The sequence below is a fragment of the Haladaptatus litoreus genome (genome assembly GCF_900156425.1).
Classification (GTDB): Archaea; Halobacteriota; Halobacteria; order Halobacteriales; family Haladaptataceae; genus Haladaptatus; species Haladaptatus litoreus.
This window is the reverse complement of sequence record NZ_FTNO01000001.1, coordinates 17669-31277: the sequence shown is the minus strand read 5'-3', so window position 1 is coordinate 31277 and position 13609 is coordinate 17669. Positions and strand designations below refer to the sequence as shown.

The window sequence follows — 13609 nt, the reverse complement described above, 5'->3', positions numbered from 1 at the left end:
CTATTCGTCGGCGCTAGTCGCCGGGTCGTCCGTCTCGGCTTCTTGCTCCGGTTCCGGCGGTTGGAACACCGTGGGGTCGTCGTGCGTGAATCGAACGCGGTCTTCAGTCAAGGTTCGGATGAACGAGTACATCACGCCCGCGTCCATCGCGTCCTGTAACATCTGTTCCGCCCCTCGCACGTCGTAGTACGTCGGATAGCAGACCGCGGTTTCGGTGTCGTGGTCTTCCATGACGACGACGACGAACACGAGGGAGTCGCCCATCGCGCGGAACGCCTCGAAGGCGTCGAACTCGACGCCGGAATCGAGCAGGTCCGAAACCGCATCGAACTCGTCGTTCGGGACGAGTATGTCCAGACCGAACTCGTCGTGGTCTTCAGTCCAGCGTGGCGTCACGTCACCCGGATGGAGTTGTACAACGTTCCATCCGGACTGTTCGTATTCCTCCGCCGTGGCTTCCATGTCGGCGAGAACGTCCTCCCAAAACGGCATCGCTCGTGAGTGCGCCGTGGTATTCGGCGTCGTCCCGTCCATACACCGATTCGGGGCTTTTTCGGGTAAAAACGTTGTGTCATCGCGGTTCGAGAAAATCGGACAGCGCGAATCAGACGGAGGAAAAGTCAGACCGAAAGTACGGGTTGGCTGGCGTACAACAGAACGTACTCCGCGGCCTTCTCCAGCACTTCGCCGGGTTCGCCGGAGAGCGGTTCCCGCGGAATGACGAGGAAGTCGGCGTCGATTTCGTCCGCGCAGTCGAGGACGGCACTGCCCGGGTGCTGAAGTTTGCGCATGGTGGAGAACCCGAGTGCGATAGAGTTGCTGAGTTCGACGCCCGCGTCGTCCGCGACGTCGCGGGCGCTGTCGATGAACGATTCGGTTTCGACGACGACATCGTCCTCTTCGACGGCACCTGTTTCGACTGCGCGGGTCATCTCCTCGCCGAGGACGTAGAGCGCGTGGACGCGCGCGTCGTACTTCTCGGCGATAGCGACTGCGTACTCGATTGCTCGCACCGATTCGTCGCTTCCGTCAACCGGAACGAGTACCGTATTCACTTCGACTGGCGACGCGGTCATATCCGTGGGTGCGTGCAGGGAGGCAAAAAACCTTCTCTCACTGGGTTCGGAATCGGCATGACTCTCGAAATCGGAGACAGTACGGGAGAACGTTCGGTTCGATACCAACAAACCGCAATCGGGTGTGATTGCGGTTTGGGTGCAACCTTGCCCCGTCGGGCGTATTGATAACGTATAACATAACACTTAGCAGTTTGGGTTGACGCAATATACGACCTCACACTTTAACAACGATGCAAGCGGAAGGAGAAAGCATGATAGACACCGTCGTTATCGCCACGGATGGCTCCGAGAGTGTGGAGCGTGCGATTGTGGTCTCGCTCGACCTCGCACGTAAGTTCGACGCCGAAGTTCACGCGCTGTACGTCGTGGACGCAGGCGAGGTCGAATCCTCACCCGAGACGCTCCGAGACGAACTTCACGCCGCGCTCGAATCGCAGGGCGAAACTGCACTCGAATCGGTGCACGACCACGCAGACCGCAACGTCGTGACCGCAGTTCGGGAAGGCAACCCTGCCGCAGAAATCCGCGAGTACGCCCGCGACAATGACGCCGACGTGGTTGCGACGGGAACCAGAGGTCGCCACGGCGAGAACCGATTCCTCATCGGAAGCGTCGCAGAGCGCGTCGTCCGCACCTGCCCGACGCCCGTGATGACTGTTCGGCAACTCGACCCCGGCGAGGCGTAGAGAAAATATCCGAAAATTCCACTGTCGCTGGAATAACACGTACTATTTAGAATAATATTTATTAGTTCATAAGAAAGTGATAAGCGTAAGATAGTTGTTGTATAATTGCTAAATGGTTAGAGACAACCAAGCAGAAAAATCGGACAATTCGAGATTCGAAACCGGCAGTTCGCGGCGGAGCTTTTTGCTGAAGTCGGGCGCGGCACTCGCGGCAACGACGGTCGGATTTGCTGGAACCGGGGCGGCAAGCGGAGAGCATTCGTCGTACACGATTCGAACCGGAACCGAGGAGGAAACCGACGTGTACGTGACGGAGTCCGGCGAGCCTGGCCCGACGGCAGTCGTCGTCGGTGGCATTCACGGTGACGAGGAAAGCGGCTATCGCGCGGCGGACGACGTGGCGACGTGGTCAGTCGATAGAGGAACGCTCGTGGTGATTCCGCGGGCGAACCCGGTCGCCATCGAGCGCGGAACGTCTTCGAACGACAACGGCGACCTAAACCGAAAGTTCACTCCCGGAAAGGAACCGAGAACCGCGCTCGCCAGAGCGATCTGGAGCGCCATCGACAGGCACAATCCGAAAACGGTACTCAACCTCCACAGTTCGAAGGGACTCTACCGGGAATCGGACGGCCCTGACGGCGACGGACAAGCCATCTACCCCACGCTTTCGGAAGGGGCGGACGTGGACACGACGATGACGGCAAAGTACATGAACGAGCATCATCTGGATGACTCGTTCCCCGAGTACTACGAGTTCAAACGCGGGAACCTCGTCGACGGCGACCAACCGCTGTTGATTCACAAAGTCTTCGCGGATATGTACATCCCCGGCTACATCGTGAAGACGACGCGATACGGCACCGACCTCGACACGCGCGTCAACTGGACGCTCAACATGGTTCGCCACCTGCTTCGACGAAACGGAATGGACAGGACGTACGAGTAGGCGAGAAAAACGTCCCGCCCGCAGAACCGGGAACTCTTTGCGTCGCGCACCAGAGAAGAGGTATGAAAGATTGGGTTATCGACGACGACAACCTCTCGCTGGAACGGAAATCGCTACTCCCCGGTGAGGGCTTTTTCATTCCCGACTCGTTCGAAGAGCGGAAAGAGGAACAAGAGGCACAGGAGACGCTGACCGGCGCCGAAGTCGCAGTGGTGGCCGATCCAGACGCTGACGGACTGGCCGCGACGGCGCTCATCCGCGAAGCCTACGGCGAAGGCGCGCTCATCGACGCGGGACCACACGACCTCGGGGACGCGCTCGAACGAGTCGTCGCCTACAGCGAACCCGGCGCGACCGTTTTCGTCTGCGACCTCTGTCCGGACACCTACGAAGAAATCGCGGCAGAGTTGGAAATCCTCGTAGAGGAGGCCGACGAAGTGTTCTGGTACGACCACCACCAGTGGGACGACGCCGTCGCCGACGCGGTTCGCGCCGCAGGCGTCGAACTCGTCGTCGGCGAATCCGAAGAAGAGTGTACCGCCGATGTGGTCGCTCGGTCACTCGATTACGAGTTCCCGGACTACTTGGTCGAACTCGCAGTCGTCACGCGCGACCACGACCTGTGGCTCCGCGAAGACCCGCGAAGCGACGACCTCGCGGACTACTCCTACTGGTCGGAACCGGAAGAGTACATGGACGTGATTCAGGAGCACGGCGCGGATTTCCCGGAAGAAGTGCTCGAATTTCTCGCCGAACAGCGCGTCGAAAAAGAAGCACTCGTCGAGCGCGCAGTGGAGCGCGCAAACATGAAGGAAATCGGTGACTGGACGGTCGGCGTCACCTACGGTCGCTGTTCGCAGAACGAAGTCGCCGAGGCGATGCGCGAGCAGGGAGCGGACGCTTCCGTCGTCGTCAAACCTGCCGGAAGCGCGAGCATCCGCGGCACCGACGAGTTCCAGCGATGCCACGAAGTCGCCCGACAGGTCAACGGTGGCGGCCACCCGAAAGCCGCGGGCTGCAAACCGAGCATCTACGACGACATGCTGGATTACGCTCACCACTGGACGACGCAGGGTGCGGTGACGAAACAGGTCATTCTCGAAGCGTTCTGGAGCCTGAAACACGAAGATGATGAGGGAGCAAAGGAAGAGGAAACAGAGGAAGAGGCGGAAGCGGAAGGCGAATCGGACGAGTAGGAAAATCGAGCGATACGACAATCGAGCAAAAAGGGAGTAGCGCTCAGGGGAGAAGCGACTGCATCAGTGTTCGCTGCTGTTCTGCAATCTCGTCGTCTTCGCCGTACCAAAGGTCGAACCACGCGAGCGGCCAGAGCTGCGTGATGAAGAAGTACGCGTGTCGAACTGCGTCGAATCCTTCGTCGCGTGAGAGGTCGTTCGTCTCACCGTAGCCTGCTTCGAGCGCGTTCCGGACGAGATGGCGACGGTCAGCGTCGAGCGGGAGTCGCCCGCAGAGATACTGTTCTGTTTGGACGAGATCGTATTCGCTGTGACCAGTGGACGGGTTCCCCCAATCGAGAACCGTTCGAACTGCACCAGTTTCGGGGTCGATGAGTAGGTTTCCGAATCGGTAATCGGCGTGGATGAGTACCGGTTCGGGGTCGGCAGGAACCGCGTCGAGATGCGTGTCGAGGCCAGCACGGAGGTCGCCGAGAATGTCGGAAAACCGGGTTTCTTCGATGCGTTCGAATCCATCTTCCACGGAGCGTCGAAGCGCCGATGGCAAATCTTCAGCGGGGTCGGCGACCGCGAGGTCGCCGACGGTCGGTTCGCCATCGACATCTACACCTGCACGAAACCAACCGTAGCCGTCGAACGACGCGGCGGAGTGGAGTTCACCGAGATGCCGTCCTGCATCGTTTGCGGTTCGTTCGAGCGCGTCGTCGGTGAGCGATTCCGGGCCGGAAATCTGCTCGCCGGGTGCGCGACCCATCAAGAAAAACGGCGCGGGCAAATCGTCGTGGTCGTCCACGTAGCCGAAAACGTCCGGAACTGGAATCTCGGTTCGCCGACTCACGAGGTCGATAACTCGTGGTTCGACTCGAAACGCAGGCGGGTCAACGAACGAACAGGCTTTCAGCACGCACTCACGACTGGTACTTGGCATCTCGACGGTCACGAAGAAAACGTCGTCAGTGCCCTCTTCGGCCGCTTTTACGTCCACCACTCGCCGACCGCCCAGAATCTCTTCGACCATTCGAGGGACGACCTCGACATCCAGACTCGTTCCGGTCATAGCAACGATAGTTCGCTCATGGCTACGGCGGTAGAAATCTTTTGGTGTCGAATCGTCAACATCAATTGGGGAGACGGAAACAGCCAACCGACACCCACGAACGAACTCGATTCCCTTAATTCGGGACGCGACGACCATCCAGTATGAGTATTTTCGACACCGACGACGCAATCGTCGGCATGGTTCACCTGTCTGCCCTCCCCGGTTCGCCCGGTTACGGCGGTAATTTCGACGCGGTTCGAACTCGCGCGCTCACTGACGCTCACGCGCTCGAATCTGGGGGCGTAGACGCCATCATGGTGGAGAACTTCGGCGATTCCCCGTTCTACCGCGACGACGTGCCGAAACACGTCGTCGCGTCGATGACCCGCATCGTCACCGAACTCCGGCAGGCGGTCGGCTGCCCACTCGGCGTGAACGTCCTCCGAAACGACGCAAAATCCGCGCTGTCGATTGCGACCGCTGGCGGCGCGGATTTCATCCGCGTGAACGTCCACACTGGCGCGCGCCTGACCGACCAAGGCGTCATCGAAGGGAACGCACACGAGACACTACGACTTCGGGACGAAATCGATTCCGACGTGAAAATCCTCGCCGACATCGACGTAAAACACTCCGCGCCGCTGGCCGAGCGACCATTGGCGGAACTCGTGGACGAAACCCTCGGGCGCGGACGCGCGGATGGACTGGTCGTGAGCGGCGTCGGAACCGGCCACGAAGTCGATACCGACCTGCTCGAATCGGTCGTCTCGAACCGAGACGAAACCGGTTCGGACGCCTCCGTCCTCGTCGGCAGTGGAACAACGGCGGAGAACGTGGCCGACTTACTGGAAATCGCGGACGGCACAATCGTCGGAACTGCGCTGAAAGAAGGTGGGAAGACGACGAACGAAGTGGACGAATCGCGGGTTTCGAAACTCGTTCGCCGAGTGTAGCGCCCGGAAAAGTATCACGCGGAAATGGCGGTGTCATCCTGAAGGATGACACCGCTCTCTGCCGACGCCACTCACGACCAGTTTCAGGTGTACTGCTCCGGATTGTCTTCGAACTTTTCCTTGCATCCCATTCCTTCACAGAAGACGTAGGTTTCGCCTTCGTACTCGGTTGGGGCTGGCGGGTCGTCCGCATCGACGTCCATTCCGCAGACGGGACATTCGGCCATCGTGAATCACCGATTTCGAGGCACGACCTGCTCGTCAATGGTCGTTTCGGCCACGTTGGAGTTGGTGCATCGACTGCGGAACCGTCGTCCTCGAAAGAAGAAAGTCGCGTTTTCAGTGGGAAGAGTGCGTCTTGCGGTCGTCGGGAAGCCCTATTTTACCTTCGAATCAGCTCATCCGGTTACGCTGCGCACTTTTCGTCTTTGTCTTTCTTGCCGTCCTTCTTGTTGTCTTGGTCGCTTTCGTTGCTCGCTTCCGATTCGGCGATTTGCTCGTTCTGATTGACTTGGTAGTTGAGTTGTTCCGCCATCGCGGTGCCGTCGTTCTCGGCGTACGCGACCGCACTGTACTGTTCGTTGACGTTCAACTGCTCGACGTACTGCGCTTGGTCGATGTCGGCGATGGCCGTTTGCTGGTTGACTTGGTCGCCGCCGTTGTCGTAGCTAACCGCCCACGACCCGTCGCCTTTGGCGTCCGTACCGTTCAACACCGTTGCCGCCTTCCAATTGCCCTCGTCGATGTTGACCGCTGCCGCCTCCGCGACTTGTGCGTTGAAGTTCCCTTGGTAGCTGGCCTGCGTCGCGTACGAATCGCTTTTGTCGAGAGCGACCGAAACGGCCGCATTCTGTAGGTTGATATTCAGTTGGTTGACACCTTGGAATTGGTCGATGTCCGCCTCCGCGTCCTGCGTGTTGGCCTGGTCTTTGCCGGTCTTCGTCCGCTTCACGTCCGACTCCGAGAAGTCGCCATTCATTCTGGCCGTCGCCGCGACCTCATCCATGGATTTCGGGTCGAAGTTTATCGCGGCCGCCTTCGCAATCTGCTTGTTCGTGTTGAACTGACAGCTCACCTGCCACGCCTTCGCGACGCTGTCCTCGCCGACTGCGATTGCGACGGCGATACCCTGTTCGTTGACGTTCAGTTGGTCGACATCCTGCCACTGTTCAACCGACGAATCGGCCTTCTGACTGTCGCCGTCGCCGACGTTCAGCGCCAGCGCTTTCGCCGTCTGCACGTTGTTGTTTTCTTGGTAGCTTCGCTGGTACGAGCGGGAGTAACTACCGCCTTCCGAGATGGCGACAGCAGTGCTCTGGCTGTTGTAGTTGACCTGTTCGACCTCCTGTTCTTGGTCGATGTCCGCCTCCGCGCTCTGTTTGCTCTCGAAAACGTTGTCGCTGACGACCCAGCCGGAAAACTCGCGCGAATCGGAGTCACCCGCGAAGACGATGTACGCGTTTTTGACGTCTTCGAAGGTGTGTTCTTTCTTCTCTTTCTTTGCGTTTATCGACTGTGCATCACCTTTCTGCGTGTTCGTATTGTACTGGTAGGTGCGCTGAATCGCGTCCGCCTGCCCGCCGTCGATGGAGATTGCGACAGCGTTCTCCTGTTGGTTGACGTTCAGTTGGTTGACATCCTGATACTGGATGACTTCGGAGTTCGACTCCTGCGAACTCGATTGCAGGTCGCCTGCGCGGTTTTCTAGCCACGATTCGAGGTCTGACGACGTGTCAGCACCGAAGACGAGGTACACGTCCTCGCCGTTCGCATTCGTTCGGGCCGCCGACGCACCGGAAAAGATTGTACCGGCACCGATACCGGCCGCTGCTATCCCTTTTACGTAGTCTCTGCGATTGAGGTTCCTCTCGTTGTCGTTGTTTTTTGGCATGCTACAAAATGGTGGAAAACGGATTCACACTTTGTTATGAGTAGTCTGATGGAATAATAACGCAGTAATGAGTGCCTACAACGTGGTTTTACGGAATAATTATTCTGAGACCGCGTAGAAGTATAGTATCATTCGTTGACTTGTTGTGCGAGAACTATTTGTGTGAGAATATCGGAGTCGATAGTACGAGTGAAGCGGCAAGCGAATGAAAATTGGCTCCCGACGAGTAGATTCCCCCGTCCATGAAGCGAGGTGGTGACCGAGGCGAACCGTCGTACGGTGTGTCTACCGGGTCAATGGTCGATGAAAAATAGGAGATAACGCCGATTGTACGCGGTTGCTATCCGAATCGCCGAACCATCCACACCCTTTCGTCGGTGGCACTCGTTCTACGGCCTGCGAAACACGTAGGTCACCCCGGCGCGCTCGATTCGAATCGCGCCAGCACGGTGGTCGAAGACGAGCGAATCGGCCCGGCCGTCGAAATCGTGCAGTGGCATTCCTGCGGTGACGTGTCCCTCCCGAGTGATGGTGAATCGAGCAACACCCATTCTGGCGATGAGTTTTGCCTCGTGTCTATCGACGTTTGGGGCGAATCGGCGAAGGTTATCGGAGATTGCGTCCCAGTCCGAGATGGGTACGCGCGTTGCCATGCGTGAACAGACGACATCGGAAGTAAAGTCGGTATCGACGCGAGCGAAACGTCAGTGGACTATTGGCGTTGTTGTGCGCATTCGACGCCGGAAAAGCGAAAGCGCGCACCGCCATCGTCACTGTCCTCGACATGCATTTTCCACCCGTGAGAATCGGCGATTTCCTTGACGATACTCAGGCCGAGTCCGGTGCTATCGGCGGTAGAGTAGCCCGATTCGAGAACGCTCTGGCGCTGTGTTTCCGGAATCCCGGAACCGCCGTCTTCGACGTAAAAGCCGTCTTCCGTGGTTCCGACCGAGATGACAACGTCGTTGCCACCGTGTTCGACCGCGTTTCGAAAGAGGTTGGCAAACAGTTCGGTCAGACGGTCGTGGTCTGCAACGATTCGAACGTCGGAAAGCGTGAGATAGAGCGTGGCTTCCCCGCTCTCGATACCGTCCCAGACATGTTCGACGAAGTCGTGAAGATGGATGACTTCGCGGTCGAGTTCCTTTTGACCCTCTCGGGCGACTTCTAACAGGTCGGAGATGATTGCTTCGATGCGGTCCGCGGCCCCCTCGATTTCGTCGAAGTGCTCCTTCTTGCCCGTCTCCCGAGCGACGTTGAGATAGCCGTAGATGATGCTCAGCGGACTGCGGAGGTCGTGTGATACCTTACTCGCAAACGCGTCCAATCGTTCGTTTTCCTGAATAAGTTCTTCTTCGCGTTCCTTTCGTTCGGTTACGTCTCGAACAGCACAGACGTACTCGTTTTCCGCGACGGTCGAGAGTGAGAGAGTCAGCGTGAGCGTGTTTCCGTCGTGATTTTGGCCGGTGATCTCCCCCGTCCATTCACCCTCTGAATCGACCATCGGAATGATGTCGGAGCGAAGACGTTCGACCGATTCGTCGGAAATCGTCTCGGCCCATCCGAGTCCGATGAGCGTTTCTTGGTCGTAGCCGAACAGTTCCGCGTAGGCCTCGTTGACGTAGTTGAAATCGAACGAGTTCGTGAGAAGCGCGATACCTTCGTTGGTCATCTCGATGGCTCGAAAGCCACGGTGAACTTCCTTTTCCGTTCGGCGATGGGAAACAGCCTGACGGATTTGCGAGATGAGCGAAAGTAATCTGGTGTCCGTCGTTCCTTTTTGCAGATAGTTGGTCGCGCCACAGGACATCGCTCTGCTCGCCACGTCTTCGCTTCCATTGCCGGTGAAGACGATGAACGGGAGACTCGGCCACCGCTCTCTGACGGTGTCGAGCAGTTTCAACCCGGAACCGCACTCCGGGTCGTAATCGCTGACGACGCAGTCGATGTCTGCATGATGCTCTGAGAGATAGTCGATGGCATCGTCGTTGCTCGTAACAGGGACGACTGTGTCGATGTCGTTTTCACGTTCGAGCGACTCCCGGGACGCTTGCAGAACCGCTTCGTCGGCATCAACATGAAGAACGCGAATCCCGATTGGTAGATTCCTTCTCGTCGATATATCCTCTACACCCGGCATGGAGTCGTTTTTTCGAAAGTGGCCGTAAGATATATAATTAACCCATTCATTTCGGCCCCAAAACGGGAATGAGGGCGGGAGCACCGAACAACGGTCAACGTCTTATCGTTCGCCGGCCACCCATTTGTGGGAGAACGCAGTCCCACAGGCGCAGTAGGCGTAGGCGTGAATCACGTCCCCCTCGCCGTAGAGACCGCCAACCTCCTCGTTCTGTTCTTCCGCGAACGCGAAGATGAACTCGACGTCGTGGTCGCCCTCTGGACAGTCAGCGGCGGAGAGGTCGGCCGCGATGTCCCCCTCGGTTCCCATCGCCTGTTTCGCAAAGCCCATCGCCTCCATTCCCGTCGCCTTCTGGAAGACGCTTCTGCCCGTGTCGCCCGAAACGATGAGAAGCGTTCCGCCGGGAACCGACTCGCCGTAGTCGGCAATCGACTCGTTCGAAACGAACGAGTCCGCGAGAAAGAGCGCCACGTCGTCGGTGCGCTCGCCCGCCAGAAATTCCGCGCGTTTGTCCGCGCTCATTGGTCGTCCACCTGCTTTGCGATGTCGGCGAGACTCTCGTTCGGCGCTTCGGTCGCTTCGTAGACGGCGCGCTCTCCCGGATTCCGGATACCGTACTTGAATCCCTCTTCGACGACGTCCACGAGAACCGACCCACCGAACTGTCGGTTGCTCTCGGCGAACCACTCGGAGAGTCGATTATCGCCCTCTCCCGGATTCCGGGCGATTCGCGGCGTGTCGTACAGGCCGCGAATCAGGCGGCCGTCACCGGTCAGTGGACGCTCGATTCGAGCACGATATTCGGATTCGTCCGCGACGAAACGGACGATTTCGTCCGCCGGAAACGCGTCCGCATCCTCCGCCGGAATCTCGATTCGTGGCCGGTTCGTCGCACCCGCTTGTGCCATCGTCGCCCGGACTGTTTCGGTCGTCTCGCTAGAAACCCGCTGGGTCATGGTGATGAAAAGACAGTGTAAGTGTTTGAGTGCTCCGACGGATTACTCGTCGTCTTCTTCGCCGTCGCCTTCGCCGTACAGTTCGTCAACGGACTGGTCGCCACGCTCCGAAATCGAGACGTTCAGTTGAGCGACTGCCTCGCTGATTTCCTTGCCGCGAACGGAGATACGGCGTCGCTCGCCGTCTCGTTTCGGGTTGTAGCCCGTGCCGCCTTCGAGGAGCACGTCCTTGAGGCTCGGGCCGTTGACGTCGCCGCGCATCGGTCGGCCAGCGTTGTCGGAACCGCCAGTGATTTCGACCGTGTAGCCGTCGAGTCCGACGGCACCGCCGTCTACGTCCTCGCCGATGGATTTGCCGAGGAATCGGTTCGCATCCTGTCCGTCGATATCGCGCTGATAGGCCGCTCCGGAGTCGGGGTCCGCAACGACGACCTGAAAGTTTGCCATACGGAAACGATGACGGTCGCTCCCTAAAAGGAATACGATTTTGGCCGCGTGCTCGTGCGACGTGTTGGTGGCCGAAGCGGCGCACGAACGGCAACGTTCGCCGAAGCCCCTTTAGAGTGGGACGGTGTGTTCCTTGCGGGGAGCATGGCCGACGTCTACTACTTCGTCAGCGACCTTCACGTAGGGGGCGACGAACAGTTACAGAAGTGCGAGTTCGAAACCGAGTTCGTCGAGTTTCTTCAAACGCTCGAATCGGCGGACGAGGACGCCGAACTAATAATTCTTGGTGACGCTTTCGGACTCTGGGAGTTCACCGAGACGAATGGAATAGCGAAGTTCGACGAACTCGTGAACCATCATCCGAAGCTCTTCGAACAGCTCCGCGAGACGGGCGAGAGCATTGACATCACGCTCATTCCGGGCAACCACGACGCCGAACTGGCGGGCTATACGGAATATATCGAGCGATTACGGGAGTTCAACGTCATCCTCGACCCGACGCTTTCGCTCGTCAGAACCGTCGCCGAGCGGAAAATATGGATAGAACACGGGATGCAACAGGACGCGCACAACCGAATGCCGGATTTCGGCAATCCACGAGCGAACCCCCTCGGATACTTCGTCAATCGCCATATCACGAGCAAGGCCGGACAACTCTCGGGGCGCGGGAGGTACAACTGGCTGAAAGATATCCAGTCGCTCACGCCGCTCGAAGAGATTCCGGATTGGATAGCGTCGAACTACTTTTATCGGGAGATGAGTCCTTTTCTGCGGTATGCCGCGCTTCCGTTCTTGCTCCTGTTCAACGTGAGCTTCATCTATCTAGTCGTTTTGCTCATCGGGGACAGTGGCCTGTTCGGTGCAAACGCAGCAACGAGGGTCACCGCCGAGATACTTCGGGATTTGGGATTCGTCGGAAGCCTCATCGAGTTCGTCTTTTTCGTCAATCTCGTGGTCGTCAGTCTCCTGTTCGTCATCTCGATACCACTCTACTTTTTCATCCGTGACGCGCGGAAAACGCTCGAACGGTTCGACCTCGTCCGGTCGGACGAACCAACTGAAAATCCCGATGCGCCTTACGTCAAGGCCGCGAAAAACGTGTTTGAGGAGTATCCCGACGTCGCGGCGTTCATCTACGGCCACACCCATCGCGTCTCGCTCACGCCAGTCGGCGAGCGCGTCATCATCAACACCGGAACGTGGCTCAAGCGACTGCACCGAACCCCGACGTGGGTCGGACTCCTCCCACCGGTGTACTACCCCTCGTTCCAATTGAACTACTTCCGAATCGGCGAGGAAGACGGGAACGTAGTCGTGGAGTACCACACAATTGAGAAGGACGCGCCGAACGAGCTCACGCTGCTGCAACGACTGCTCTCACGAAAGCCAAAATCCGACCCGAAAATCCCTGACCGAACTGTTATCGAGGGGTCGGAAAAAACGGTGGTCGAATCGACGTCGGAAGAGTAAAACGCGACAGAGCTGGCTATCGAGCGCGAACGACCACGGTGTTCGCGGCGATGTCGCCGATTCGTTGGCGGTCGTCGTTGATGAGCATAACCACAAGCCCGACGGCGTAGTGGAAGAACGCGTCGATAATTCGAAGCACGTTTCTGACGACCGACGCGCCCATCGAACACGGGTTGCCGTGTTTCGTGACGACGACGATTCCGAGCAATCGTTTGCCGACCGTCTGGCCGTACAGTCCTTCGAGGACGACGTGATAGCCGAAGATGATGGCGAGAGCCAAGAGAATCGCAAGGCCACTCGAACCGAGCACTCCGCCAACCACTCCGCCGACGACCAGCGCGCAGACGAATGCGATGATTTCGTCGAGTATCAGCGCGACGACGCGGCTGAGAATAACGTCTTCTTCCGTTCCCATGACTGGTTCTGGCATTGCCATCAGCCTCCGAGACGGAGATGATAAGTTTTCTGTTGTGTCGGGGTCGCAGTACTTTCACCACTCGCAAAAGCGACCGAAGGGAGCGATAGGCAGACTGACTTCCGACAAGAGCCAGTAACTCCACCGCGAGCGAAGGAGCAACGCGACTGAGCGAGTGGGCCAAGCGACGACCGAAGGGAGGCGCGGAGCGCCTCGAAAAGCGAGCGGCAACGCCGCGAGCCAAGGGAGGAGCGCCGTGTCTTCGTGAGCGAAGCGAGCGAATGGCTCGTCAGAACGTCGTTCTGACGGTGCTTTTGGTCCAGCTTTTACAGGGAATGCGAGATAGCAAAGCTATCTCGTTCCTTCACGGGCGACGCCCGTGAAGAAG

The 13609-nt window shown here is 58.4% G+C and carries 17 protein-coding genes; 6 read left to right on the top strand and 11 right to left on the bottom strand.

Annotation, left to right across the window (positions count from 1 at the left end; translation table 11 throughout):
- A complete protein-coding gene (locus BW974_RS00185) occupies nt 1-534 on the bottom strand; it encodes a DUF7529 family protein (RefSeq protein ID WP_076426930.1) in 534 nt (177 codons plus the stop codon).
- An 86-nt stretch (nt 535-620) separates the two neighbouring features.
- On the bottom strand, nt 621-1076 hold the full coding sequence (locus BW974_RS00180) for a universal stress protein (protein WP_076426929.1): 456 nt from the start codon (nt 1074-1076) through the stop codon (nt 621-623).
- A 254-nt stretch (nt 1077-1330) separates the two neighbouring features.
- Between BW974_RS00180 and BW974_RS00175 the strand changes: the two genes are divergently transcribed.
- The 3 genes from BW974_RS00175 (at nt 1331) to BW974_RS00165 (ending at nt 3910) form a co-directional block, all read left to right on the top strand.
- Entirely contained in the window at nt 1331-1765 is a 435-nt protein-coding gene (locus tag BW974_RS00175) for a universal stress protein (RefSeq protein ID WP_076426927.1), read from the top strand.
- 112 nt (nt 1766-1877) lie between these two features.
- Nucleotides 1878-2714, top strand: a complete 837-nt coding sequence (locus BW974_RS00170; RefSeq protein WP_175609595.1) for a M99 family carboxypeptidase catalytic domain-containing protein — start codon at nt 1878-1880, stop codon at nt 2712-2714.
- Between the two features lie 62 nt (nt 2715-2776).
- The gene (locus BW974_RS00165; RefSeq protein WP_076426925.1) at nt 2777-3910 is read left to right on the top strand and encodes a DHH family phosphoesterase; all 1134 of its coding nucleotides are present in this window, start codon (nt 2777-2779) and stop codon (nt 3908-3910) included.
- A gap of 43 nt (nt 3911-3953) precedes the next feature.
- On the opposite strand, the gene BW974_RS00160 is transcribed toward BW974_RS00165, so the two are convergent.
- On the bottom strand, nt 3954-4967 hold the full coding sequence (locus BW974_RS00160; RefSeq protein ID WP_076430161.1) for a phosphotransferase family protein: 1014 nt from the start codon (nt 4965-4967) through the stop codon (nt 3954-3956).
- An 18-nt stretch (nt 4968-4985) separates the two neighbouring features.
- On the opposite strand from BW974_RS00160, the gene BW974_RS26875 reads away from it, so the two are divergent.
- Nucleotides 4986-5114, top strand: coding sequence for a hypothetical protein (locus tag BW974_RS26875; protein ID WP_281247638.1), 129 nt, complete (start codon nt 4986-4988; stop codon nt 5112-5114).
- Entirely contained in the window at nt 5111-5902 is a 792-nt protein-coding gene (locus BW974_RS00155) for a BtpA/SgcQ family protein (protein ID WP_076426924.1), read from the top strand. The genes BW974_RS26875 and BW974_RS00155 overlap by 4 nt, the downstream gene beginning before the upstream one ends.
- A gap of 83 nt (nt 5903-5985) precedes the next feature.
- On the opposite strand, the gene BW974_RS00150 is transcribed toward BW974_RS00155, so the two are convergent.
- From BW974_RS00150 to BW974_RS00120, 7 genes are all read right to left on the bottom strand, one after another.
- Nucleotides 5986-6129 (bottom strand): YHS domain-containing protein, encoded by a 144-nt coding sequence (locus BW974_RS00150; RefSeq protein WP_076426922.1) that lies wholly within the window; start codon nt 6127-6129, stop codon nt 5986-5988.
- 179 nt (nt 6130-6308) lie between these two features.
- On the bottom strand, nt 6309-7793 hold the full coding sequence (locus BW974_RS00145) for a hypothetical protein (protein WP_076426921.1): 1485 nt from the start codon (nt 7791-7793) through the stop codon (nt 6309-6311).
- Nucleotides 7794-8182: 389 nt separating this feature from the next.
- Entirely contained in the window at nt 8183-8446 is a 264-nt protein-coding gene (locus BW974_RS00140; protein WP_076426919.1) for a hypothetical protein, read from the bottom strand.
- A gap of 59 nt (nt 8447-8505) precedes the next feature.
- Nucleotides 8506-9933, bottom strand: coding sequence for an ATP-binding response regulator (locus BW974_RS00135; RefSeq protein ID WP_076426918.1), 1428 nt, complete (start codon nt 9931-9933; stop codon nt 8506-8508).
- Between the two features lie 102 nt (nt 9934-10035).
- A complete protein-coding gene (locus BW974_RS00130) occupies nt 10036-10455 on the bottom strand; it encodes a DUF5807 family protein (RefSeq protein WP_076426916.1) in 420 nt (139 codons plus the stop codon).
- Nucleotides 10452-10889 carry a DUF7112 family protein gene (locus BW974_RS00125; RefSeq protein ID WP_076426914.1) on the bottom strand — a complete coding sequence of 146 codons (438 nt, stop codon included), beginning with the start codon at nt 10887-10889 and terminating at the stop codon, nt 10452-10454. Before BW974_RS00125 ends, BW974_RS00130 begins: the two co-directional genes overlap by 4 nt.
- A gap of 42 nt (nt 10890-10931) precedes the next feature.
- Complete coding sequence (locus tag BW974_RS00120; RefSeq protein ID WP_076426912.1) at nt 10932-11336, bottom strand: 30S ribosomal protein S6e; 405 nt, start codon at nt 11334-11336, stop codon at nt 10932-10934.
- Nucleotides 11337-11480: 144 nt separating this feature from the next.
- Between BW974_RS00120 and BW974_RS00115 the strand changes: the two genes are divergently transcribed.
- Complete coding sequence (locus tag BW974_RS00115) at nt 11481-12806, top strand: metallophosphoesterase (protein WP_076430160.1); 1326 nt, start codon at nt 11481-11483, stop codon at nt 12804-12806.
- 16 nt (nt 12807-12822) lie between these two features.
- On the opposite strand, the gene BW974_RS00110 is transcribed toward BW974_RS00115, so the two are convergent.
- Nucleotides 12823-13236 carry an RDD family protein gene (locus tag BW974_RS00110; protein WP_245799860.1) on the bottom strand — a complete coding sequence of 138 codons (414 nt, stop codon included), beginning with the start codon at nt 13234-13236 and terminating at the stop codon, nt 12823-12825.
- Between the last annotated feature and the right edge of the window lie 373 nt (nt 13237-13609).